We start from the raw sequence: 23,576 nt of genomic DNA on the forward strand, positions 1-23,576 counted from the left end.
GATGACAAAACGATGCAACCGCTCTATGGTCGGCTATCGACGGAGAGGAGCTCCCGTGACTGACGACCCGACGCCCGCGCTGACGGTGCGCGTCCGCACCGTGCCCGAAGCCGTCGTCGTCGCGGCGGCGGGCGATCTCGACCTGGGCACCGCGCCGGTGCTGCGCGCGCGGACCAGGGCCGCGCTGGACGGCGAGCCGGGCGCGCTGATCGTGGACCTGGGCGCGATCACCTTCTGCGGCTCGGCCGGGCTGCAGGTCATCGCCGAACTCGTCGCGGAGACGGCGGCCGCGGACCTGCCGTTCGCGGTGGTCGCCGACGGGCGCCCGGTGCTGCGTTCGCTGCAGGTCACCCGCCTCGACGGCACCCTCGCCCTGCACCCGACGGTCGACGGCGCCTGCGCGTGGCTGCGGCGGCGACCCGGCCGAATCGGGCGGGACGGCGGTTAGGGCGGGCCCGGTCGCGGGTAATCCCCCGCCATGGAAGCGGAGGCGCTGCTGCAGAGCCTGACCCGCGTCGTGACCGCGCTCGACGGCACCGGTATCCGGTTCGCCGTGGCCGGTGGCCTGGCCGTGTACGCCCGCGGCGGGCCGCCGTCGGACCACGACGTCGACCTGTTCCTCAAACCCGACGACGCGGAGCGGGCGGCCAAGGTGCTTACCGATGCCGGTCTGCGCCGCGTGCACCCGCCGGAGGACTGGCTGACCAAGGTCTACGACGGGGAGATCCTCGTCGACCTGATCTACGGTCCCAACCACCGGCCGGTGACCGACGAACTGCTCGACCGCGCCGCGCTGATGCGGATCGGGTCCACCGCGGCGCCGGTCGTCTCCGGCACCGACCTGCTGGTGGACAAGCTGCTCGTGCTGAGCGCGCACCGGTGCGACCTGGCGCCGCTGCTGCAAATCGCCCGCGACCTGCGCGAACAGGTCGACTGGACCGACGTCGCCGTGCAGGTGTCGGCGTCGCCCTACGCGCGGGCGTTCCTGGCGCTGCTCGGCGACCTGGCCGTGATCGACCCGAAGGAGGCCCTCGTGCCCGAACCACCGCAGTACCTCGTCGCCCGGCTCAGCCGGGCGCTCGCCGAAGACCCCCGCACCGCCGAGCTCGGCGTGCACGTCACCGTGCGGGGCGAGCACGTCCACCTGACCGGCGAGGTGCTCTGCACCGAGCGGAAGGCGGAGGTGGACGCCGTCGTCGGCGAGTACCTGACCGGGGAGCTGGTGCACAACGACATCCGGGTCGCCGACGTCCGGGAACCGGCGAGCGCGGAGGAGATCGGCCGATGAGGATCGCCGCGGTCGGGGACGTGCACCTGGGCGAGGACTCGCGCGGCCTGCTCCGGCCGGCCCTGGAGCACCTGGCGGGCACCGCCGACGTCCTGCTGCTGGCCGGGGACCTCACCCGGCACGGCACCGTCGAGGAAGCCCGCGTGGTGGCCGACGAGCTCGCCGGGCTCGGCGTGCCGATCGCCGCGGTCCTCGGCAACCACGACCACCACAGCGACGCCGGGGAGATGATCTCCAACCTGCTCCGCGAGACCGGCGTCGACGTGCTGGAAGGCGACGCGGTCCGCTACGACCTGCCGGACGGCTCCCTGGGTGTCGCGGGCGTGAAGGGCTTCGGCGGTGGATTCGCCGGCAAGTGCGCCAGCCGGTTCGGCGAGCGGGAGATGAAGGACTTCGTCGAGACCACGATCGCGTCGGCGGATTCGTTGCGCAAAGCGTTGCAAACCCTCGACACGGACGTCGTCGTGGCGCTGACCCACTACGCGCCGATCCCGGGCACGCTGCACGGCGAGCCACCCGAGATCCACCCGTTCCTCGGTTCGTACCTGCTGTGCGAGCCGATCGACGAGGTGCGCGCGGACCTGGCACTGCACGGCCACGCGCACTTCGGGAGCGAGCAGGGCGTGACGCCCGGCGGGGTCCGCGTGCGGAACGTGGCGCAGCCGGTGATCCGGAAGGCCTACGCGCTCTACGAACTGCACCCGGCTGAGCTGTCCACCCGCCGCTGATGCAGTGAATGAGTCATTCACTGCGTTCGGCGCGAGCCCCTCGTGAGTGGTAAGGCGGGTTAGAACCCGCCTTACCACTCACGACCGGCCGCGGCAGGGTTATTCGGCCAGGAGCTTCCGGACCGCCGTCAGCACCGGGCGTTCGCCCGCCGCGGCCAGGATTTCTTCGGCCGTGCGCCAGCATTCGCGGGCGGCGCCGGGGCCGGTGAGGGTCCGGCGGGCCTGACCGAGCACCACGAACGCGTACGCCTGGCCCAGCCGGTGCCCGGCCGCCCGGAACCCGGCGATCGCCCGCGCGGCCAGGTCTTCCGCGGTCTCCGGAGCACCCGCGGTGAAGGACACCCACGCCAGGCTGGTCCGGGCCTGCTCGGCCAGCAGCCGGAAGCCGCCCTCTTCGGCGTCGTGCAGCGCCTCCGTGGCGTGCGCGGCCGCGCCGTCGGTATCCACAGTGGACAGACCGATCCGGGTGGCGATCCGGCCGCGCAGGTAGCCGATCTTCTCCGCCAGCCGGTGGGCTTCGGTGTACTCCGCCAGCGCCGCGGCCGGGTCGCCCTCCTGGCGGTGGAGGTCGCCGAGCGCGCCGAGCGCGTCCACCTCGAACCGCTGGTTGCCCGCCTCGCGCGCCACCGTCACCGCCCGCCGGGCCGCGGGCCACGCCGCCTGGAGGTCGCCGGTCACCCGGTGCACCGCGGCGAGCCGGACCAGCGCGTCCGCCTCGTCGTCGCGGGAACCCAGCTCCCGCAACGCTTCCAGTGCCTCGGTGAGCACGGCCCCGGCACGGCCGAGGTCACCCGACACGCGGTAGCCGTACCCGAGGTTGCACTGTGCGATCGCGGCCGCGTGCGGGGAGCCGAGCCGGCGGCAGAGCTCCAGCGCGCGCTCGTTGTGCTCGACGCCTTCGGCGAGCCTGCCGTGTTCGATGAGCACGGCACCCAGGTTGATCAGCCCGTTCGCCGCCCGGATCGACGCGCCGCTGCGCAGCGTGCCCGCCAGCGCGGCGGTGAAGTGCTCGATCGCCCGGTCGAGCCGGCCGAGGTCCAGGTGCACGACGCCGAGCGCGTGCAGGACCGAGTCCGCGCCTTCGCGGGCCCCTGCGGCGCGGTAGGACGCCTGGGCGGCTTCGAGTTCCGCGAGCGCCGTGTCGTAATCCCCGCGGCTCCAGGCCAGCGCGCCGAGGCTGTGCCGCATCGCCCCGGCCGCGCGCTCGTCCCCGGCCCGCCGCGCGGCGGCCAGCCCGGCGGTCGCCGCCGCCTGCCACTCCGCGTCGAGCCGGTGCGAGTGGAAGAACCCGCGCAGCAGGTCGGCCGCCCGCCAGGCGAACGGCGCCTGCTCCCGCCCGGCGGTCCACCGGATCGCGGCGAGCACGGTGCCGTGCTCGGCCAGCAGCCACCGGCGCGCTTCGGCCGGTTCGACGTCTTCGCCGCCCTCGGGCGCGTCGGGCAGCCGTTGCAGGTCGGGGTAGAGCGCAGTCGCCGCGCCGGCCGCCGCCCGCAGGTAGTACTCGAAGAGCCGGTCGAGGGCGGCCGCCCGCTCGCCCGCCGGAAGCTCCTCGCGCGCCCGCCCGGCGGCGTACGCGCGGAGCAGGTCGTGCAGGCCGAACCGCTCGCCGCCGCGGGGCTGCACCAGGTGGCTCGCGGCCAGTTCCCACAGCAGCCGGGCGGCACGCGGCTGGTTCACCCCGGCCAGCGCCGCCGCGCCCGCGACGCCGACGTCGGCGCCGGGCACCAGCCCGAGCAGCCGGAAGACCCGGGCCGCGGCCGGGGAAACGGCGTCGAAGGACAGGTCGAAGGCCCGCCGGACGCCGAGCCGCTCGAGGTCCGGGCCGGCCAGCTCGGCGAGGTGGCCCCGCAGCGATCGGTCCGGCCACAGCGCGAGGTTCGCCGCGACGATCCGCAGGGCCAGCGGCAGCCCGGCGCACAGTCGCACCAGCTCGCGCGCGGCCGCGTCCTCGGCGGCCACCCGTTCCCGGCCGACGACCGAGGCGAGCAACGCGAGCGAATCCTCCGGCGTCAGCTCGGTCAGTTCCACCAGCCGGGTGTCCACGGTGGCGGCCAGGCCGCCGAGCCGGTCGCGGCTGGTGATCAGCACCGCACAGCCCGGACTCCCGGGCAGCAGCGCGCGGACCTGGTCCGGCCCGGCCACGTTGTCCAGCACGATCAGCACCCGCCGGTCGGCGAGCACCGAGCGGTAGAGCGCGGCGGCGTCGGCGAGCTCGGTCGGCACCTGGCCGGGCCGGACGCCGAGCGCGTGCGAAAACCGGGTCAGCACCTCCAGCTGCGCGAGCGCCGGCCCGGTCGAATAGCCGTGGAGATCGGCGAAGAGCTGGCCGTCCGGGAAGTGCCGCGCGGCCCGGTGCGCCCAGTGCACGGCGGCGGTCGTCTTGCCGACGCCGGCCGGCCCGACGAGCAGCGCGATCGCCGGGTGCGAACCGTCCGCCATTTCGTCCAAAGTGGACATCAGAGGGCCGCGGCCGACGAGCGTGGCGACGGCCGGGGGCAGCTGCCGTGGCCGGAACTCCGGCCGCGCGAAGACGGACGGTTCCTCGGGTGCCTCGTCGGCGAGGACGGCCCGGTGGGCGCGCCGCAGCCGCTCGCCGGGACCGACGCCCAGCTCACCGGTGAACATCCGGTGCACCTCGCGGTAGGTCTCGAGGGCGTCGGCGCGGCGGCCCGAGCGGTGCAGGGCGGTCAGGTACAGCGCCCACAGCGCTTCCCGCCACGGGTGCTCGCGCGTCACCCGCGCCAGCTCGTCGGTGATTTCGCCGGGCCGGCCCAGCTCCAGGCTGACCTCGAACCAGCGTTCCTGCGCCCGCAGCCGTTCTTCGGCAGGCTGGTGGACGTCTTCCCGGCTCAGCACCTCGGCCGGGACGTCGGCGAGCACCGGTCCGCGCCAGCAGGCGAGCGCGGCGGCGAGCAGGGCGCGTTCGGCGTCCGGGCGCGGCTCGGTCCGCGCGGCGGCGGTGAGCTCGCGGAACCGGAGCAGGTCGTGCCGGTCGGGCGGGACGCGCAGCAGGTACCCGGTCGGCCGGGTTTCGATGACGCCGTCTCCGAGTGCCCGCCGCAGCCGGACCGCGTGCACCTGGATGCTCTTGCGGGCGGTCTCCGGCGGGTCGTCGCCCCACAGCAGCTCGGTCAGCCGCTCGAGCGACACCGTCGTGTTCGCCCGCATCAGCAACGCCGCCAGCAGGGCCCGCACCTTGGGCCCGGTGACCGGAACCGGTTCGCCGTCCCGCAGCACCTGCAACGGCCCCAGCACCCCGAAGCTGAGCACTCTTCCGCACCCCCCGCAGACCGGACGAATCGGTCACCCCGCGGCGAGGGTAGCGGGAATCGGGCAACTCGGCGGGACGGACCGCGCTCCCGGAAAACGCCGCGGCCGGGGTCGGCGAGACCCCGGCCGCGGCGCGATCAGCGAAACGTCCTCACGGTGTTACCAGCGGAGGCCGATGTTGGACGACCCGGCGGGACCGGAGACCACGCCGTACAGCCACTGGGCCGGCACGCCGCTGCAGGTCCAGGACCGCGGCGGGTCCACGGCGCTGAACCCGGCGCGGCAGACGGTGCCGTTGCCGTTGAGGACGGCCCACTCCGCCCCGCCGCTGCCGTGCACGTCGGCATCGACCGACAGGGTGCCGCCCGGGAACCAGACCTCGGCCGTCTGGCAGGCACTGCCCGGGCACGTCGACGAAGTGCCGCCCTGCACGGTGGCCAGCGCGGCCGGTGCGCTGAGTGCGAGTGCGCCGGCGGCGACCGCCCCCACGACGGCCGCCCGCTTCACGAGTGATTTCATGTCTGCCTCTTTCCCCTTGCTGTGACGGAAGGGGCGGGCGCCGCAGGCCCCCAGCCTGCAGCGCGCGTCACGACGGACGCGGGAAGAGCTCCCCCATTGCCCCCTGGCCACCAGGCGACCGGCACCCTCCCACCGGCAAGTCCCCCCGGCCGGTGGGTTCCGGACCCCCAGTCCTTCGCCCCGACCACCTGGCGGTCCCGATCTTGCCGGGCGCCGGTTAAAGCCGGGCAAAACCGGCTCAGGCGGCCAGGTGCGCCGCGGCGGCCAGGACGTGCGGCGCCAGTCCTTCGGCGATCACCGCGTAGCCGGCCGAGGACGGGTGGAACCGGTCGGCGGAGAACAGGGCGGGCTCGGCGGCGAAGCGGGCGGCCAGCTCCGGCCCGGCGGCGGCCACCGCACCACCGGCGCGGATCGCGGCCTCGGCCTGGGCCTGCGCGTAGTGGCCGCTGGCCGCCGAGACCAGCTGCCGGTAGGCCGCGGGCACCCGGGCCACGATCCCGAGGTCGGGTGCCGGCACCACGATGACGCGAGCGCCGGCCCGGACCAGCCGCGCCACGGCGTCGTGCAGCTGCCGCGCGCCGACCGCGGGGGAGACGAACCCGGCGAGGTCGTTCGCGCCGATCACGATCAGCGCCAGGTCCACCCCTTCACCGAGGGCGACGCCGACCTGGCGCTCGAGGTCGTCCGACCGGGCGCCGGGCACGCCGAAGGTGCGCAGGCGCACGGTGTGGCCCGCGTCGAGCAGCCGCCGGGTGAGCCGCCGGCCGAGGGTGTCGTCTTCCCGGGTGCTGCCGACGCCGGCCGCGAGCGAGTCGCCGAGGACCCAGAATCTGAGTGGTGCGGTCATCACCGGGTACAACGTGGCCACGCCGTCGTTGTTTCCCGTGGGGCTGGAGGTCACGTTGACCAGAACGGTGCTCGTGCGGGTGCTGGTGGTGGCCGTCGTGGTGGTGGTACTGGTGCTGGCCGCCCTGTGGGCGTTCCAGCGGCGGCTGATCTACCTCCCGGACGCCCGGCCGCTCCCCGCGGCCGCGAGCGTCCTGCCCGGCGCCGAGGACGTCCGGCTCCGCACCGCCGACGGGCTGGAGCTGGGCGCCTGGTACGTGCGGCCGTCGGGCCGGGACCCGGCGGCGACGGTGCTGGTCGCGGGCGGCAACGGCGGCAACCGGGCGGGCCGGGTCCCGCTGGCCGCGAAGCTGGCGCAGGCGGGGCTGGCCGTGCTGCTGCTCGACTACCGCGGGTACGGCGGCAATCCGGGCGACCCCAGCGAGGCGGGCCTGGCCCTCGACGTCCGCGCGGCTCACCGCTTCCTCACCGAAGACCGGCGGGTGCCGCCCGGACGGCTCGTGTACTTCGGCGAAAGCCTCGGTTCCGCCGTCGTCACGGAGCTGGCGCTCGAACACCCGCCTGCCGGGCTGCTGCTGCGGTCCCCGTTCGCCGACCTGGCGGCGGTCGCCGCGGAATTTTACCCTTACCTGCCGGTGCGCCTGCTGCTGCGCGACCGCTTCCCGGTCAAGGAGCAGGTCGCGCGGCTGCGCGTGCCGACGGTGGTGGTCGTGGGCGGCCGGGACTCGATCGTCCCGCCGTCCCAGAGCCGGGAGGTGGCGGCCGCGGCGGCGGCCCGGCTGGTGGAGGTCCCCGGTGCCGACCACAACGATCCGGTGCTGCTCGACGGCCCGGAGCTGGTCGGCGCGGTGCGGTCGCTGGTGCCGCGCTGAACCTGGTCCTGGCGGACCCAGGCTGGGCCGGGCCTGGTCCGGTGCTCGCGGCCGCCGCAGGATCGTCTCATGACGAACAGCATGAAGGCGGTCACCATCCCCGAGTTCGGCCCGGCCGAGGTCCTGCGGCTCGGCACCCTGGCGGTCCCGGAGCCCGGGCCGGGCGAGGTCTCGATCGACGTCGCCTACGCCGGCGCCAACTTCGCCGAGGTCCTCTACCGGCAGGGCGTCGTGGACGTCCCGCTGCCCTTCGTCCCCGGCATCGAGGTCTCCGGCCGGATCCGCGCGCTGGGCGAAGGGGTCTCCGGCCTGGCCGTGGGGCAGCCGGTCGCCGCGCTGACGATCGTGGCGAGCGGGGGCTACGCCGAGGTCGTCACCACCGCCGCCGACCTCGTCGCACCGCTGCCCGAGGCCGCGCTGGAGACGGCGGCCGCGGTGCCGTCGAACAGCACGACCGCCTTCCTGGTGCTGGAGCGGGTGGCCCGGCTCGCCCCCGGCGAGCGCGTCCTCGTGCACGCCGCCGCCGGCGGGGTCGGCAGCCAGCTGGGCCAGGTGGCGCGGCTGCTCGGCGCGGGCCGGGTGGTCGGCACCGTCGGGAGCGAGGCGAAGATCGCCGCCGCCAAGGCGTTCGGCTACGACGAGGTCGTCCTGCGCGACGAGGTGGCGGGCACCGGCGAGTTCGACGTCGTGGTGGACATGGTGGGCGGGCCCTCCCGCCGGGCGAGCCTTGACCGGCTGGCCCCGATGGGGCGCCTGGTGGTCATGGGCAACGCCTCGGGCGCCGAGGACGTCGGCATCCCGGCCAACGAGCTGTGGTTCACCAACAAGACCGTGTCGGGGTTCAACCTGGCCGCGTTTTCCGCGGTCGCGCCGGAAACGGTGGGCCGGGCGCTGCGCCGCGCGGTCGAGGCCGTGGCGGACGGCACCCTGCGCGTCGACGTCGAATCCCTCCCGCTGGCGGACGCGGTGACGGCCCACCGCCGGATCGAATCCGGTTCGACGACCGGCAAGCTCGTGCTCCGGGTGCGGTGAGGGCGGTGTGACGCGCGTCCGCCTTGAGACCTCGGTCGCATCGCGCATAATGGCCACTGACCGACTGCTTGGTATGTGCCGGGCACCACAGCCGAAGGAGACTCTCTGCCGTGAACTCGTTCAAGGACCGCGTCGCGATCGTCACCGGGGCCAGCCGGGGCATCGGCCTCGGGATCGCGAAGACGCTCGTCGAGCGCGGCGCGAAGGTCTGCCTCACCGCGCGCAAGCCGGAGGCCCTGGAAGAGGCCGTCAGCTCCCTCGGCGGCCCGGACGTCGCCATGTTCGTGGCCGGCAAGGCCGACGACACCGACCACCAGGACGAGACGGTCGCCAAGACGATCGAGACCTTCGGCCGGCTCGACTACCTGGTCAACAACACCGGCATCAACCCCGTCTACGGGCCCACCCTGGACATCGACCCGGCGGCCGCCGCGAAGATCCTCGGCGTCAACGTGCTCGCGCCGCTGGGCTGGACCAAGCGCGCCCGCGACGCGTGGATGGGGGAGCACGGCGGCGCCGTCGTCAACGTCGCCTCCGTCGCCGGCCTCGGCGCTTCGCCGGGCATCGGCATGTACGGCGTCAGCAAGGCCGCGCTGATCCGGTTGACCGTCGAACTCGGCGCCGAGCTGGGGCCGAAGATCCGCGTCAACGCCGTCGCGCCGGCCGTGGTCAAGACGAAGTTCGCGACCGCGCTGTACGAGGGCCGCGAGGAGGAGGTCGCCTCGGCGTACCCGATGAAGCGGCTCGGCGTGCCGTCGGACATCGCGGGCGCGGTGGCGTTCCTGCTGTCGGACGACGCGGGCTGGATCACCGGCCAGACCGTGGTCCTCGACGGCGGCGTGACCCTCGGCGGTGGCCTGTGACCGGCGTCGTCGTCACCGGGGGCGGCGGTGGCATCGGCGCCGCGCTGGCCCGCCGTTTCGCCGCGGACGGGGCCCGGGTCGTGGTGGCCGACCTCGACGGGGACAAGGCCGCGGAGGTGGCCGCCGAAGTCGGCGGGACGGCGTTCGCCGGCGACGTCGCGAGCCTCGACGGCGTCACGAAGCTGATCGAGAGCGCGCGGGCGACGCTGGGCGAGATCGACGTGTTCTGCGCGAACGCGGGCATCGCGCCCTTCGGCGGCGCCGAAAGCGGCGAGGAGGTGTGGGCGCGCACCTGGGACGTCAACGTGATGTCCCACGTCCGCGCGGCGAACCTGCTGCTGCCGGCGTGGCTCGAGCGCGGCCGGGGCCACTTCATCGCGACGGTGTCGGCGGCCGGCCTGCTGACCAGCCTCGGCTCGGCGCCGTACTCGGTGACCAAGCACGGCGCGCTGGCGTTCGCCGAATGGCTGTCGGCGACCTACCGCCACCGCGGCATCACGGTGCAGGCGATCTGCCCGCAGGGGGTGCGCACGGCGATGCTGGAGAGCACCGGCACGGCGGGGCAGCTGCTGATGGGCGCGTCGGCGATCGAGCCGGAGCAGGTCGCCGACGCGCTGTTCGCGGCGATGGAGGACAAGCGGTTCCTGGTGCTCCCGCACCCCGAGGTCGCCGGCTACTACGCGGCGCGAGCCACCGAGACCGACCGCTGGCTCGGCGGGATGAACAAGCTGCAGCGCAAGGTCGAGGAGGCCGTCGGGGAGCTGTGACCGGCTAGCGGAGCACCCGGTACCAGTTCGGGCGCAGGGGTTCCAGCCCGATCGGGGCACCGCCGGGGCGGTGGAACATCCGGACCCCGTCGCCGAGCAGGACCGGGACCGGCAGCGCGAGGATTTCGTCGAGCACCCCGGCTTCGAGGCACTGCCGGGCCACGTCGGCGCCGAGGACGTTGACGTACTTGTCCCCGGCCGCCGCCTTGGCCGCGGACACCGCCGAAGCCAGGTCACCGGCGAACGTCACGCCGGGAGCCGGGGCGGCGGCGCGGTGGGTGAGGACGAACTGCGGTCCGGACCAGCCGCCGCCGAACGCCTGGCCCTCGCCAGGCCCGCCGCGGTGTGGGTCGTCGCCGTCGTAGGTGCGGCGCCCCACCAGCAGCGCGCCGATGCGGGGGAGCAAGCCCTCCGGGGGCGGGCCCAGGAACGGGGTCAACCAGGACATGTCCCCGCCCGGGCCGGCGATGAAGCCGTCGATCGAGCAGCTGAACGCGTAGAGCAGTTTGGCCATGCCGGTACCGACGGCTCCGGCGGCGGAAACTCATCGGTGCGGCGGGAACCGCGGTGGGCGGCGCTCGTTCCAGCTCGCCAGGCCCTCCGCCAGCTCGGGACGGCCGAACGACTCGATCATCAGCTCCGTGGCCGAGCGGGCCGCCTCCGGCAGCGGCAGCAGCGCCTCCCTGGCGAACTGCTCCTTCATCACCGCCATCGACCGCGGTGCGCTGTGGGTCGCCAGCTCGCTCGCGTACCCGTGCGCGAACGAGGCCAGCTCGCCGGCCGGGACGACCTCCTGGACCAGGCCGTAGTCGAGGGCCTGTTCCGCGGTGAACGTCCGCCCGGACAGCAGCAGGTCGCGAGCACGGCCCTGGCCGACCAGCTCGGGGAGCAGCTTCGCGATGCCGTACTCGGCGATCAGGCCGCGGCGGGCGAACGCGGTGGTGAACTTCGCGCCCGCGGCGGCGAACCGGACGTCCGCCGAGCACGCGATGACGAACCCCAGGCCGGCACAGCCGCCGTTGATCGCCGCGACCACCGGGACGCCCACCGAGGCCGCCGCCAGCACGTCGCGAAAGTTCTCGCCGCCCTCGACCGGGGGCCCCGCGGCGATCGTGTCGAGCAGGCCCAGGTCGGCGCCGGGGCAGAAGGCCCGGCCCGCCCCGGTGACGACGACCGCGCGGATCTCCGGATCGGCGTCCGCTTGCCGCAGCACGGCGCCGTAGCGGGCCTGCATCGGGACGTCCATCGCGTTGCTGCGGTCGGGCTTGTCGAACGTGCACGTCGCGACCGCACCGTCCGTCTCGTACCGCACACCATCCACAGTGGACATCGCCGCCTCCTCGGGTCGGCCACCATACTAAGCGGTCGCTTGGGGGAAAGTCGAGAACCGGGGTTCGAAAATGTCGAACCCTTTGATTGTCCGGAAACCTCTGTGCCATAGTGCTTTCCGCCCGCACGTCGCCGCGCTGGAAGGGGCCTGCCCGATGCCGGAAGAAGAGCCGAGCGGTCTCCGCAGACGGGTCGTGCTGGGTGGGGCGGGTGCCGCCGTCGCCGTGTCGGCCGTCGCGCCGGTCGCCCGGGCCGCCGAGGCGCTCACGCCGCCCGGACCGGCCCGGGAAAGCGATTTCACGACCGGCTGGCGGTTCGCGCTGGCCAACCCCGACGGCGTCACCGATCCCGGTGGCCGCTTCGCCGACGCCCCGAAGCCCGGCTTCGACGACTCGAAGTGGCAGCTCGTCGACGTCCCGCACGACTGGAGCATCGAGCTCCCGCCGACGGCCAAGGGCACCCACAGCGGGTCCGGCTTCTTCCGCGGCGGCCTCGGCTGGTACCGCAAGACGTTCACGCTGCCGCCCGCCCTCGACGGCAAACGCGTGTCGGTCGAGTTCGACGGCGTCTATTCGGACGCCCACGTGTACCTGAACGGCGAACTGCTCGGCAACCACCCGTACGCCTACACCGGGTTCGCCTTCGACCTCACCGGACGGCTGCACACCGACGGGCGCACGCCGAACGTCCTCGCGGTGCGCGCGACGAACCCGCTGCCCAGCAGCCGTTGGTACTCCGGCAGCGGCATTTACCGCCGCGTCCGCCTGGTCGTCACGGAGCCGGTGCACGTCGCCCGGCACGGCACCTTCGTCACCACGCCGGACATCGCCGCCGGCCGGGGTACCGTGCGGGTGACCACCGACGTCGTCAACGACTCCGGCGCCGCGGTCACCACGCAGGTCCGCACCACGGTCACCGACCCGGCGGGCCGCGTCGTGGCCACCGGCTCGACGACCGTGGCGGTCCCCGGCGGGCGGACGGCGACGGCGGTGACCGGGCTGCGGGTCGAGCGGCCCCAGCTGTGGTCGTTCGGCACACCCCGGCTGTACCGGCTGCGCACCGACGTCGTGGTGGCCGGGCGCGTGCTCGACACGACCACCGCGGACTTCGGCTTCCGCTACACCGAATTCCACCCGGACAACGGGTTCTCGCTCAACGGCGTGCCCACGAAGCTGCGCGGGGTCAACCTGCACTCCAGCCAGGGCGCGCTGGGTGCGGTGGTCGACCCGGCCGCGATGGAACACCAGATGCGGCTGATGCTCGCGATGGGCGTCAACGCGCTGCGGACCGCGCACAACCCGCCGGACCCGCAGCTGGTGACCGTCTGCGAGCGGCTCGGGATCGTCATGATGGTCGAGGCGTTCGACTGCTGGCGGACCGGGAAGCTCGAGTACGACTACCACCGCGACTTCGACGAGTGGAGCGGGCGCGACATCGCCGAAATGGTGCACGCGGCCAAGAACTCACCCGCCGTGGTGCTGTGGTCGATCGGCAACGAGGTGCCGGACGCGTCAATGGCGGGCGGCCCGGAGATCGCGGCGGGGCTGATCGCCGCGGTCCGCGCGATCGACCCCACCCGGCCGATCGTGATGGGCTCGGACCGCTACCGCGGCGTGCCCGCGCCCGGCTCGCCGCAGGACCTCATCATGAAGCAGCTCGACGGCCTCGGCGTCAACTACAACACCGCCCAGTCCATCGACGGGCTGCACGAGCGGTACCCGGACAAGTTCTTCTTCGAGTCGGAATCGTCCTCGGAGACCTCGACGCGCGGTGTCTACCAGGACCCCGACCTGCTCAACACCGGCGAGAACCACACTCCCGGCAAGCGGGCGACGTCGTCGTACGACAACAACCTGGCCTCGTGGACGTTCAGCGGCGAGTACTCGCTGAAGAAGGACCGCGACCGGAAGTTCTGCCAGGGCCAGTTCCTCTGGTCGGGGCAGGACTACCTCGGCGAACCGACGCCGTACGACGTCTTCCCCGTCAAGACGTCCTTCTTCGGCGCGGTCGACAGCGCCGGCCTGCCCAAGGACGCCTTCCACCTCTTCCGCAGCCAGTGGACCACCGCCCCGATGGTGCACCTGACGCCGATGGACTGGACGAACCACCGGCCGGGCGAACCCGTCGCGGTGTGGGTGTACTCCACTGTGGACACCGTCGAGCTGGTGCTGAACGGGAAGTCGCTGGGTACCAAGAAATTCGATCGAAAGACCACTGTGGATGGACGGCCGTACCTGGAGACGAGCGAGCCGTCCGGTGACGACAAGAACGACCCGTCGGGCAGCTACACCAGCCCGAACGGCAGCACCGGCAAGCTGCACCTGACCTGGACCGTGCCCTTCGAACCCGGCACGCTCACCGCGATCGCGCGGACGGGCGGCCGCGAAGTGGCGCGCGACGAGCTCGTCACGGCCGGGCCGCCGCGCGCGGTGAAGCTGAGCGTGGACGCACCCGGTGGCGGGGTCGTGCCCGGGGCGATGACGTTCGTGACGGCGTCGGTCGTGGACGCCCGCGGGGTCGTCGTGCCCGGCGACGGGCCGCTGCTGCGGTTCACTGTCTCAGGGCCCGGCCGGGTCGCCGGTGTCGACAACGGGCGGCAGGAACTCGCCCAGAGCTACCAGGAGCCCACGATCCCGGCGTTCAAGGGGCAGGCCGTCGCCGTCGTCGCGGCGACCGGCGGGCGCGGGCGGATCACCGTGACGGCGAGCGCCCCGGGTCTGGCGCCGGGGAAACTCACCTTGCCCGGCACATCACTCGGGCAGCGCAACGGCCCGGGAGCGCGCGCGGCCGACACTCCGGTGGTCCCGGCCGTCTCCACCGCGGACGCGAGCTACTCGGGGGCCCCGGACACGCTCCCGGCCGCGATGCTGGACGGGAACCCGGCCACCGGCTGGTCGAACCTCTACGTCAAGCAGGCGACCTCGACGCTGGCCGCGGTGAGCCGGCCGCGCCCCGAGGACTGGGTGTCCCTGTCCTGGCCGTCGGCCCAGCGGATCGGTGCCGTCACGGCGAACTTCGTCGTGGACGCGAAGCTGGCGCTGCCGGTGGCCGCCGAAGTCGCCTGCCGCACGGCCCGGGGCTGGGAACCGGTGCGGAACCTGCGGATCACGTGGGGGACCGGGTCGAACGACCCGACGTCATTCGCGTTCGATCCGGTCGTCACCACGGAGGTGCGGGTGACGATGACCGCGCGGAGCTTCCTGCGGATCAGCGCGCTGCTGGCCCGGTGACCGCGGGGCCGGCGGGGCGCACCCCCCCGCCGGCCCCGGCGTGGTCACCGGCTGCAGGGCGCGAGCGCGTCGAGTCCCTGCGGTTTGGCCGCGGTGCGGCCGATGGCGGTGGCGATTCGGTTGATCGTCGCCACGCGCTTGTCTTCCAGCGGGCCGAGGATGGCGTTCTGGACGAAGTTCGGGCCGCCTTGGCCGACGGTGGTCTGCAGGCGGTTGTTGGCTTCGTTGATCTGGGTGTTCAGCAGCTCGAGGTTGCGCTGGACCTCCGCCTGGGCCTGGGCGGGGATGGCCGGGAGCTTGCTCGCCACGTCGGGGCAGGAGATCTTGCCGACCCCGGCGTTGCCGGTGTTGCCGTTCTGGCCGGTGTTCCCGTTGTTCCCGTTGTTGTTCTGGCCGCCGTTGCCGGTGCCCTGTGCCGGTGCCGGAGCGGCGGCACCGGCGCCGCCGACCGAGCAGGTGGCCAGGCTGTCGAGGCCCTGCGGCTTCTCGGCCCGGCGGCCGATCGAGATGGCGATACGGTCGATCGTGGACTTCCGCTTGTCCGCCAGCGGGCCGAGGATCGCGTTCTGGACGAAGTTCGGGCCGCCTTGGCCGACGGTGGTCTGCAGGCGGTTGTTGGCTTCGTTGATCTGGGTGTTCAGCAGGTCCAGGTTGCGTTGCACCTCGGCCTGAGCCTGGGCCGGGATGGCCGGGAGCTTGCTCGCCACGTCGGGACAGCTGATCTGGCCGACGGCCGCCTGACCGCCCGAGGCGGCGTTGGCGGCGCCGGGGTCGCCGAAGGTCGTGGCGACGGTCAGTGCTCCGCCCGCGATCGCGAGGGCGAAGACGCCGGTCGCGATCTTCGTTCGCTTGGACAGGCGGTGTCGTCCACCGGAAGCAGGCATGAATGACTCCGTTTTCGTGCGTGAGTTAGCGTGAACATATGGGTACTCCGCCGACTTCGGGGGATACGGCGGGGTTCTTTGATGGGGCGGGCCAATCCGGCCGCCGACGACCATGGTGGCCTCCCGAGCAGCGGTTTGTCCAGTGTGATCGGTGCGAAAAAGAAGATGTGAACCATTTCGAACCGGGGTACGTGTACCCCGGTGACGGCGCCATCTGGCTGCATTTGTTTTGGCGCGTTGCGGGCGCGCAGGAATTGCTGTGCCCAATTTCGGGCTGCCCGGGCGGGCTTGACGTGGGCCGTCGTGTCCTCCTAGCGTCGGCATACCGACCGGTCGGTGTCCAAGGGAGGTCACTGGATGAGCTGGTACGACGCGAAGCCCTGGCTCGCGAGCTACGACGAACGCGTGCGGGACGCGGAACCGGCGCCGCCGACGACGGTGCCCGAGTCGTTCCGCCGGGCCGTGGACCACGTCCCGGACCGGACCGCCATCGCGTACTTCGACGCGCGGCTGAGCTACCGCGAGGTCGACGAGCTCTCCGACGGCGTGGCCCGGTACCTGGCCGCCCACGGCTTCGCCCGCGGCGACCGGCTCGCCCTGGTGCTGCAGAACATCCCGCAGTTCGTCATCGCGCTGCTCGGCGCGTGGAAGGCCGGCGGGATCGTGGTGCCGGTCAACCCGATGTACCGGGAACGCGAGCTCACGCACGTGTTCACCGACGCCGGCGTCAAGGCCGTCGTCTGCTCGCAGCGCGGCTGGAACGCCTACATCGGCGAGACGGCGGCCGCGAACGGCGTCGGCATCGGGCTCACCACCAGTGAACTCGAGTTCCAGACCCGCGACGACGAGCGCGTCCTGGCCAAGGTCGAGCGGGAAGCGACCCCGGGCGCGACCGAGCTCCTCGAAGCCGCGGCCACCCCGGGCCCGAAGCCCCCGGAGCCGGCCTTCGCCCTCGACGACACCGCGCTGATCAGCTACACCTCCGGCACCAGCGGCACGCCGAAGGGCGCCACCAACACCCACGGCAACATCGGGATCAACGCGGCGGGGCTCGGTTCCTTCAGCGGCCTGCCCGCGGGTTCGACGCTGTTCGGGCTCGCGCCGCTGTTCCACATCACCGGAATGGTCTGCGAGCTCGGCTCGGCGATCGACATCGAGGGCACCCTCGCCCTGGCCTACCGCTTCGAGCCGGGGGTGGTGCTCGACGCGTTCCTCGAGCACAAGCCGTCGTACACGGTCGGGCCGTCCACGGCCTACATGGCCCTGATGGCGCACCCGTCGTTCAGCCGCGAGCACTTCGCCTCGTTCGCGCTGCTCTACTCCGGCGGCGCGGCGCTCCCGCCCGCGGTCGTCGAGGCCTTCCGGGCGAAGACCGGGCACTACATCCACAACGGCTACGGCCTCACCGAGACCACGGCGGGCTGCGTCGTCGTCCCCGGCACCCTCGAGGCGCCGATCGACCCGGAGTCCGGCACGATCTCGATCGGCCTGCCGGTGCCGGACACGATAGTCCGGATCCTCGGCGAGAACGGCGAAGAGCTGCCGCCCGGGCAGCCGGGCGAGATCGCCGTCGAGGGCCCGATGGTCGTTTCGGGCTACTGGAACCGCCCGGACGCCACCGCGGAGGCGCTGCCCGGTGGGCGGCTGCTCACCGGCGACATCGGGTTCATGGACGAGCGCGGCTGGGTCTACGTCGTCGACCGCAAGAAGGACATGATCAACGCGTCCGGGTTCAAGGTCTGGCCGCGCGAGGTCGAAGACGTCCTGTACACGCACCCGGCGGTCCGCGAGGCCGCCGTGGTCGGGATCGCCGACGAATACCGCGGCGAGACGGTCAAGGCGTACGTCAGCCCGGCGCCGGGGGCGACCGCCGATCCCGCGGAACTGGTCGCCTGGTGCAAGGAACGGCTCGCCGCCTACAAGTACCCGCGTACCGTCGAAGTCCTCGACGAGCTGCCGAAGACCACGAGCGGCAAGATCCTGCGCCGCGAGCTGCGGGCGCGTGGCTGATGATCGAGACGGTTCGCGGCGCGATCGCGCCGGAAGCGCTGGGCCGGGTGCTGATGCACGAGCACCTCTTCGTGCTGAGCCCCGAATTCGCCGACAACTACCCGGAGCACGAAGGGTTCCGCGAGGACGAGCACGTCCCCGAGGCGATCCGGCGCCTGAAGGAGCTGAAGGCAGCCGGGATCGACACGATCGTCGACCCGACGGTGATCGGCCTGGGCCGCTACATCCCGCGCGTGCAGCGGGTGGCGGCCGAGGTGGACGTCAACATCGTCGTCGCGACCGGGCTCTACACCTACAACGACGTGCCGCACTACCTGCACTTCCGCGGGCCGGGCACGTTGCTGCAGGGCGAGGACCCGCTGGTCGGGATGTTCGTCGGGGACATCCGCGACGGCATCACCGACACCGGCGTCAAGGCCGGCCTGCTCAAGTGCGCGACCGACGAACCGGGGGTGACACCGGGTGTCGAGCGCGTCCTGCGCGCGGTGGCCCAGGCCCACGTCCAGACGGGCGCGCCGATCATGACCCACACGCACGCGGGCACCCGGCGCGGGCTGGAGCAGCAGGAGATCTTCGCGGCCGAAGGCGTCGACCTGACCCGGGTGCTGATCGGGCATTCGGGGGATTCGGCGGACCTCTCTTATCTGAGGGAAGTGGCCGACCGCGGATCGCTCCTGGGTATGGACCGGTTCGGCCTCGACCTGCTGCTGCCGTTCGAAGAGCGGGTGAACACGGTCGCCGCGATGTGCGAGCTGGGGTACGCGGGCAGCATGGTGCTCTCGCACGACGCGTCCTGCTACATCGATTGGCTGCCGTCGGCGCAGCTGCCCGAAATCGCCCCGAACTGGCACTACCTGCACATCACCCGGGACGTGCTGCCGGCCCTGCGCGAGCGCGGGGTGTCCGAAGCGGACATCACGACGATGCTCGTGGACAACCCGCGGCGGTTCCTGTCGTGGCGTTATCCTGGTGCGTCCTGAGAGGGGGTCCTGCGGTGACTCGAGCAAGCACCCGCAAGCCGGGCGAGGCCACCGGCGACGACCAGGCCGCCGTGCCCCGGCGGCTGCTGGAGCACGCCACGAAACTGTTCGCCAAGAAGGGCTTCGACCGCACGTCGGTCCAGGAGATCGTCGAGGCCGCGGGCGTCACCAAGGGCGCGATGTACCACTACTTCGGCTCGAAGGACGACCTGCTCTACGAGATCTACGCCCGGGTGCTGCGCGAGCAGACCCGCCAGCTGGAGAGCGTGGCGTCGTCGGACGCGCCCCTGCGCGAGCGGCTCGCGGCGGCGGCGTCCGACGTGGTGGTGTCGAGCATCGACAACCTGGACGACAACACGATCTTCCTGCAGTCGATGCACCAGCTGTCGCCGGACAAGCAGAAGGCGGTGCGGGCGGAGCGCCGCAAGTACCACGAGCGCTTCCGCGGGCTGGTCGAGGAGGGGCAGCGGTCGGGCGAGTTCCGGACCGACAAGCCGGCTGACGTCGTGGTGGACTTCTTCTTCGGGTCCGTGCACCACCTGGGATCGTGGTACCGGCGGAGCGGGTCGCTGACGGCCCGGCAGATCGGCGACCACTACGCCGACCTGCTCCTGGACGCGTTGCGGCCGCCGGTGGGCTAGGGTTCCCGGGATCGCTCGGCCTCCTCTTGCCGGGGCGGGGTGGGGCCGGGGCGGCCGCCGTGCCAGGCGAGGTACAAAGCGGCGAGCGCGGCGGTGATCACGGCCAGCGACTCGGGGGAGACGCCGAGAGCGATGAGGATGACGCCGGTCGCGAGCACTGCGGCGAGCGCGATCAGTTCGGGGATCCGCTGGTTCATGCACCAAGGGTCACAGTCAGCCGGGGTTTTATTCAAGTTTTGTCCACGATTCGCGATAAAACTCCTGTTTTGTTCGCGAAAACCTGTACGCTGATCTCGTGACCACAGGCAGACGAGCGGGCGGCCGGCCTCGCAGTGTTCCCGCCGGTGCGGCGGAAGTTGCCGAGCTGGCCGGCTTCCTGCGGACCATGCTCGACGAAGCCGGGCTGACGGTCGAGCAGGCCCGTGCGCGGTTCACCGAGGCGCACTTCCCCCGTCCGGCGCCGATTCCCGCCGTGGCGACGATCTACAAGCGGCTCCGGGGCGAGGGCCTGGTGAACGCGGGGCACCTGGTCAAAGCGATCGTCGAGGTCTGTGCCCCGCCCGGACGACTGGCCGCCGAGCGGGAAAGGGCGGACCTGCTGCTGTCCCGGGCCCGCACGAGCCAGGTCGCACCGGTCGCACCAGCCCCGCCGTCACCCGGCTTGGACGACTGCCGGGTGCACCTGACCCAGCTGGCCGAAGCGCAGCGAGGCGTGATCGCGTTGCAGGAGGAGCTCTTCCGGGCGAAGACAGAACCGCAGGTCGAGGAACCGCGGGACAACGGCGAGCTGTCCCGGGCTCTCGAGGAGCTGGCCGTGGCGGAGCGGGAGCGTCGTGCTGTCGCCGCCGAGCTTTCCTCGGCGCGGAACGAGATCCGCACGCTGAAGGGACAACTGGCCGCGGCGACCGCCCACATCGAGCCGCGCAGCGACCCCGAAATGGATCTGGTCGAGCGCGAGCTACGCCGCCTCGACCCCGAGGGGACGAGGTTCGGTGCGGTCCTCCGCCGTGCGTTCGACCTGCTCTACGACGGCACCCGCACCGGTCGATACAGCCCGGAACAGCTGCACAGGACGGAAAGGACGCATCTCTCGACGGTCATCCTGGTCGAGCTGAGCAGGGAATTCGACCTGCCGCCCGTCGAGCGGTCCGACCTCCGGATCGGGTCGGTCGGAGTCGATTTCAAGTTCTCCCTCCGCGGGACCTGGACGGTGCGCGAAGAGGCGGCCTCGCCGTTGGTTCTGCTGGTCACGGCCGACGATCAGCGATCGACGTTCAGTGTGGGACTTCTTCGCCTGACCCCGGACGCGCTCAACCCGGGCCGGAACAAGGACGGCAAGACGACGATCAGTGCCGCCGGACGAGCCTCGATCCGGTACCTAGTACGCGACGGTGCTCTGCCGGAAAACGCGCTGCTCCAGACACCGGCCGACGATGTGGCCGCGATCTTCGAACAGGCCGGCGGGCAGGCGCGGGTGAACGAGTTGTTCCGCCGAGTCCGTGGCCGCAAGGTGGATCGCGCTTCCCTGTGCGCCGTGGCGATGCAGGCCGACGGGGTCAAGCGAGTCCGAGACGCCCGGAGGCAGCTGTCCAGGGAAGGCCTGTTGCTGCTCGGGGACCGCGAATTCGGAATCAGCGCCACGCTCGGACTGCCGGCACTCGGGAAGGGGGAATGGATGAGCGTCCGCCTGACTCGCCGCCGCGACGACCACGAAGACGTGCCGAGCATTTCGCTCGGCGGCGACGACTGGGTTCTCGCCGGTCCGGACGACCCCGTCGAGGAGCTTCCCTCGATCTAGTGGCGCTGAAAGTGGTCCAGCAGCAGGGCACTCACCTCGTCGGGCAGCTCCATCGCCATCCACTGGCTCGCGCCCTCGATGATCTGGAAGCGGTACTCCGCGTCGATGTGGTGGACCGTCTGCTCCGCCGCGCTCTGGCCGAGGTACGGGTCCTCGCGGCCCCACAGGTACAGCGTCGGGACCTTGATGCGGCCCGCCGGGATGTCGAACTCGTCGTTCGTCGCTCCGCGGTACCAATTCAACGTCGCCGTCAGGGCGCCCGGTTCGGAAAGGCGGGTCACCGTGCCTTCGACGACGGCTTTCGGAGTGCGGCGGCTGTAAACAGCCCGTAATTGCGCGGCTTCGTCCCGTAAGAGGTATTTCTCGGCCTTGCCGGCCTCGCGGCGGAAGAACCGGATGTAACCCAGGTCGTGGGACTGGCCGTCGTCGGTGGCCATCGCGCGCTGGAGGGCCGCCGGGTGGGGGGTCGAGAGCACCGTCAGTGATCTGAGGCGGTGGGGGTGGGCCGCCGCCAGTACCCAGGCCACCATGCCGCCCCAGTCGCGGGCGACCAGGTGGAAGCGGTCGGCTCCCTGGCTGTCGGCGAAGGCGAGGGCGTCGCCGACCAGGTGGTCGAGTGTGTAGTGCTCGACGCCCTCGGGGCGCGCGCCTGCTGCGTAGCCGCGCTGGTCGACGGCCAACGCGCGGTAACCCGCCTCGCCGAGGGCGTGCAGCTGCTCGGTCCAGGAGTCGGCGAACTCGGGCCAGCCGTGCAGCAGCAGGACCAGCTCGCCCGAGGTGGGCCCGGCCGCGAGCGCGCTGTGGTGGTGATCGCCGACGGTGACGGTCACTCGCTCCAGCGCACCGGCGTCGGCCGACGCGACGGCTGTTTCCATGGCGCACAGGTTAGATCCGGGAGTCGACGAGAACCATGGGAAGAAGGGCATTTTTGTCACCCTTTTGCCCGTGAAGTGGCCTGGCTCACAAAATTTTCGCTCAGGTGAGCAAAGATTCTCCGGGAAACTGAAGGATCTTCATGAATTTTCGTCCAGCCGCCCGAGGTCCACCACGGCCTTGTCGAACGTGAAGACGTCGGCCGGGAGGTGCTTCGCGGCCGTGTCGCCGAGCAGGGTGACGTAGCAGCCGTAGTCGATGGCGTACCCGTCGTACAGCCGCCCCGGGCGGCGCGGGTCGACGACGCCGCGCCGGAGGATGTGGAGCAGCCGTGCGTCGCACAGCGTGTCGATCGTCGGCGGGCGATCCCGGGCCGGCAGCAGGAACGTCCGGCAGCGGCGCCGGCCGACGACCTCGTCGACCAGCAGGCCCAGCACCCGGTCGGCGTCGGCGTCGCGGCTGATCACGGACTGCTTGTCGCGCAGGTACCAGTCCCGGGCCGCCCGGCGCACGTGCGCGAGGGTGATCCGCCGGTCGTGCGCCTGCTGGGCGGCCAGGGCCGCGATGTTGATCGCGTCGCGCGGGACGCCCTCCGCGGCCCGGACCAGCTCGGGGAACGCGCCGCCGTGGAAGGCCGCGTCGACGAAGTCGCCGGGCACCGCCGCCGGCAGCATCGCGGTGAGGACCGGCCGGACGTGGCTGGCGAACAGCGCCCGGAAGAACGCCTGGGCCGCCGCCGGCGACTGGTCGAAGACCAGGGCGTCGTCGAGGCTGACGGCGGACGCCGCGTCCGAGCCGACCTCGATGCCCAGGTAGTCGTCCTCGAGCGGGACGAAGAAGCGCGCGCGGTGCTCGATCGCGGCGATCTTCACCGTGACCCCGCGCGCCGGCAGGACGCTGCGGCGCAGCAGGTCCGCCAGGAACGGCTGCAGGTCGAGCGGCACGCTGCTCCACTCGTCGAGCAGCAGCCAGAGCCGGGCCGGCCGGACGGCGTCCGCGATGGCCTGCACGGCCCGGCTCAGCGGGCCGAACAACACGCGGTGCTGCTCGACGCCGGTGCGCTTGCGGCGGTCCGACGCCGTCGCCGACGTCTTGCGCCGCGCGGAAGCCCGAACTCCGCCTTGCGACGTCATCGACAATTCCGCCGAGCATTCCCGTTCCACGGCGTCGCCGAAAGTCTGCTCCTGTTCGATTTCGCCGATGACTTCCACTTCGGTGGCCGCGGACACCAGCGCGTCGAGGCCGCGCAGCAACGCGTCCGGGAAATCGCCGTCGACGGCGAAGGCGAAAAGCCGGTCGTGGACGGCTTCGAGGGTGTCCACCAGCAATTGCGTGCCGCGCTGGGTGGGGCTCAGCGCGGTGCTGGCGTACAGGCCGCCGGTGGAGCCGATCGTCCGCAGATCCAGGTAGACCGGGATGTCCCCGGTGCCCTCGGCCAGGTCCTGCAGGTGGAGCAGCGCGTGCGTCTTGCCGGTGCCGCGGCGGCCGAACAGGATCTGGTGGTCGGCCGAATTGATCATCGCGGAAAACGATCCGGCGGCGACGTAGGTGGCGGCCAATGTCGAACGGTCCGCGCTTTCGGCGCGCCGGGGAATGCGCATCAGAGCCTGGTTGAGGTGCATCTGGATGGCCTGCGCCATGGGAGC

The 23,576-nt window shown here is 72.4% G+C and carries 21 protein-coding genes; 12 read left to right on the top strand and 9 right to left on the bottom strand.

Going from position 1 to position 23,576, the window contains the following annotated elements; all coding sequences use genetic code 11:
* The first annotated feature begins 55 nt into the window (after positions 1-55).
* From ACFPLC_RS31240 to ACFPLC_RS31250, 3 genes are read left to right on the top strand one after another with little or no spacing between them, the layout of a single operon-like run.
* Positions 56-448 carry an STAS domain-containing protein gene (locus ACFPLC_RS31240; protein WP_378190021.1) on the top strand — a complete coding sequence of 131 codons (393 nt, stop codon included), beginning with the start codon at positions 56-58 and terminating at the stop codon, positions 446-448.
* Positions 449-478: 30 nt separating this feature from the next.
* Complete coding sequence (locus tag ACFPLC_RS31245; RefSeq protein WP_378190023.1) at positions 479-1,288, top strand: nucleotidyltransferase family protein; 810 nt, start codon at positions 479-481, stop codon at positions 1,286-1,288.
* Positions 1,285-2,016 carry a metallophosphoesterase family protein gene (locus ACFPLC_RS31250; RefSeq protein ID WP_378190025.1) on the top strand — a complete coding sequence of 244 codons (732 nt, stop codon included), beginning with the start codon at positions 1,285-1,287 and terminating at the stop codon, positions 2,014-2,016. Before ACFPLC_RS31245 ends, ACFPLC_RS31250 begins: the two co-directional genes overlap by 4 nt.
* 99 nt (positions 2,017-2,115) lie before the next feature.
* Here the strand turns inward: ACFPLC_RS31250 and ACFPLC_RS31255 are convergent, their stop codons facing one another.
* From ACFPLC_RS31255 to ACFPLC_RS31265, 3 genes are all read right to left on the bottom strand, one after another.
* Entirely contained in the window at positions 2,116-5,286 is a 3,171-nt protein-coding gene (locus ACFPLC_RS31255) for an AfsR/SARP family transcriptional regulator (protein WP_378190027.1), read from the bottom strand.
* Between the two features lie 159 nt (positions 5,287-5,445).
* On the bottom strand, positions 5,446-5,805 hold the full coding sequence (locus tag ACFPLC_RS31260) for a hypothetical protein (protein WP_378190029.1): 360 nt from the start codon (positions 5,803-5,805) through the stop codon (positions 5,446-5,448).
* A 238-nt stretch (positions 5,806-6,043) separates the two neighbouring features.
* Positions 6,044-6,706 carry an SGNH/GDSL hydrolase family protein gene (locus tag ACFPLC_RS31265; protein WP_378235982.1) on the bottom strand — a complete coding sequence of 221 codons (663 nt, stop codon included), beginning with the start codon at positions 6,704-6,706 and terminating at the stop codon, positions 6,044-6,046.
* A 1-nt stretch (position 6,707) separates the two neighbouring features.
* On the opposite strand from ACFPLC_RS31265, the gene ACFPLC_RS31270 reads away from it, so the two are divergent.
* From ACFPLC_RS31270 to ACFPLC_RS31285, 4 genes are all read left to right on the top strand, one after another.
* Positions 6,708-7,523, top strand: coding sequence for an alpha/beta hydrolase (locus ACFPLC_RS31270; protein ID WP_378190032.1), 816 nt, complete (start codon positions 6,708-6,710; stop codon positions 7,521-7,523).
* 69 nt (positions 7,524-7,592) lie between these two features.
* A complete protein-coding gene (locus tag ACFPLC_RS31275; RefSeq protein ID WP_378190034.1) occupies positions 7,593-8,555 on the top strand; it encodes a quinone oxidoreductase family protein in 963 nt (320 codons plus the stop codon).
* 110 nt (positions 8,556-8,665) lie between these two features.
* On the top strand, positions 8,666-9,418 hold the full coding sequence (locus ACFPLC_RS31280) for an SDR family oxidoreductase (protein WP_378190036.1): 753 nt from the start codon (positions 8,666-8,668) through the stop codon (positions 9,416-9,418).
* Entirely contained in the window at positions 9,415-10,185 is a 771-nt protein-coding gene (locus ACFPLC_RS31285; protein ID WP_378235983.1) for an SDR family oxidoreductase, read from the top strand. Before ACFPLC_RS31280 ends, ACFPLC_RS31285 begins: the two co-directional genes overlap by 4 nt.
* A gap of 4 nt (positions 10,186-10,189) precedes the next feature.
* Here ACFPLC_RS31285 and ACFPLC_RS31290 read toward each other — a convergent pair whose 3' ends face one another.
* Both ACFPLC_RS31290 and ACFPLC_RS31295 read right to left on the bottom strand, forming a co-directional pair.
* Positions 10,190-10,699: a dihydrofolate reductase family protein gene (locus tag ACFPLC_RS31290; RefSeq protein ID WP_378190040.1), complete on the bottom strand. Its 510-nt coding sequence runs from the start codon at positions 10,697-10,699 to the stop codon at positions 10,190-10,192.
* Positions 10,700-10,729: 30 nt separating this feature from the next.
* Positions 10,730-11,515: an enoyl-CoA hydratase-related protein gene (locus tag ACFPLC_RS31295; protein WP_378190041.1), complete on the bottom strand. Its 786-nt coding sequence runs from the start codon at positions 11,513-11,515 to the stop codon at positions 10,730-10,732.
* Between the two features lie 154 nt (positions 11,516-11,669).
* Between ACFPLC_RS31295 and ACFPLC_RS31300 the strand changes: the two genes are divergently transcribed.
* The gene (locus ACFPLC_RS31300; protein ID WP_378190043.1) at positions 11,670-14,744 is read left to right on the top strand and encodes a glycoside hydrolase family 2 TIM barrel-domain containing protein; all 3,075 of its coding nucleotides are present in this window, start codon (positions 11,670-11,672) and stop codon (positions 14,742-14,744) included.
* A gap of 44 nt (positions 14,745-14,788) precedes the next feature.
* On the opposite strand, the gene ACFPLC_RS31305 is transcribed toward ACFPLC_RS31300, so the two are convergent.
* On the bottom strand, positions 14,789-15,628 hold the full coding sequence (locus ACFPLC_RS31305; protein WP_378190045.1) for a hypothetical protein: 840 nt from the start codon (positions 15,626-15,628) through the stop codon (positions 14,789-14,791).
* 357 nt (positions 15,629-15,985) lie between these two features.
* On the opposite strand from ACFPLC_RS31305, the gene ACFPLC_RS31310 reads away from it, so the two are divergent.
* Genes ACFPLC_RS31310 through ACFPLC_RS31320 form a run of 3 tightly spaced genes read left to right on the top strand, consistent with a single transcriptional unit; the run spans position 15,986 to position 19,259 of the window.
* A complete protein-coding gene (locus tag ACFPLC_RS31310) occupies positions 15,986-17,638 on the top strand; it encodes an AMP-binding protein (protein WP_378190047.1) in 1,653 nt (550 codons plus the stop codon).
* Entirely contained in the window at positions 17,638-18,618 is a 981-nt protein-coding gene (locus tag ACFPLC_RS31315) for a phosphotriesterase family protein (protein ID WP_378190049.1), read from the top strand. Before ACFPLC_RS31310 ends, ACFPLC_RS31315 begins: the two co-directional genes overlap by 1 nt.
* Positions 18,619-18,632: 14 nt before the next feature.
* Complete coding sequence (locus ACFPLC_RS31320) at positions 18,633-19,259, top strand: TetR/AcrR family transcriptional regulator (protein ID WP_378190051.1); 627 nt, start codon at positions 18,633-18,635, stop codon at positions 19,257-19,259.
* Here ACFPLC_RS31320 and ACFPLC_RS31325 read toward each other — a convergent pair.
* A complete protein-coding gene (locus ACFPLC_RS31325) occupies positions 19,256-19,456 on the bottom strand; it encodes a hypothetical protein (RefSeq protein ID WP_378190053.1) in 201 nt (66 codons plus the stop codon). The genes ACFPLC_RS31320 and ACFPLC_RS31325 overlap by 4 nt on opposite strands.
* Before the next feature lie 98 nt (positions 19,457-19,554).
* On the opposite strand from ACFPLC_RS31325, the gene ACFPLC_RS31330 reads away from it, so the two are divergent.
* Positions 19,555-21,057 (top strand): NaeI family type II restriction endonuclease, encoded by a 1,503-nt coding sequence (locus ACFPLC_RS31330; protein ID WP_378190055.1) that lies wholly within the window; start codon positions 19,555-19,557, stop codon positions 21,055-21,057.
* Here the strand turns inward: ACFPLC_RS31330 and ACFPLC_RS31335 are convergent.
* Both ACFPLC_RS31335 and ACFPLC_RS31340 read right to left on the bottom strand, forming a co-directional pair.
* Positions 21,054-21,932, bottom strand: coding sequence for an alpha/beta fold hydrolase (locus ACFPLC_RS31335; RefSeq protein ID WP_378190056.1), 879 nt, complete (start codon positions 21,930-21,932; stop codon positions 21,054-21,056). The two genes, ACFPLC_RS31330 and ACFPLC_RS31335, sit on opposite strands and share 4 nt — an antisense overlap.
* Positions 21,933-22,070: 138 nt before the next feature.
* A complete protein-coding gene (locus ACFPLC_RS31340; RefSeq protein WP_378190059.1) occupies positions 22,071-23,570 on the bottom strand; it encodes a hypothetical protein in 1,500 nt (499 codons plus the stop codon).
* Positions 23,571-23,576: the final 6 nt, after the last annotated feature.

The sequence above is a fragment of the Amycolatopsis plumensis genome (assembly GCF_042652605.1).
GTDB lineage: Bacteria > Actinomycetota > Actinomycetes > Mycobacteriales > Pseudonocardiaceae > Amycolatopsis > Amycolatopsis plumensis.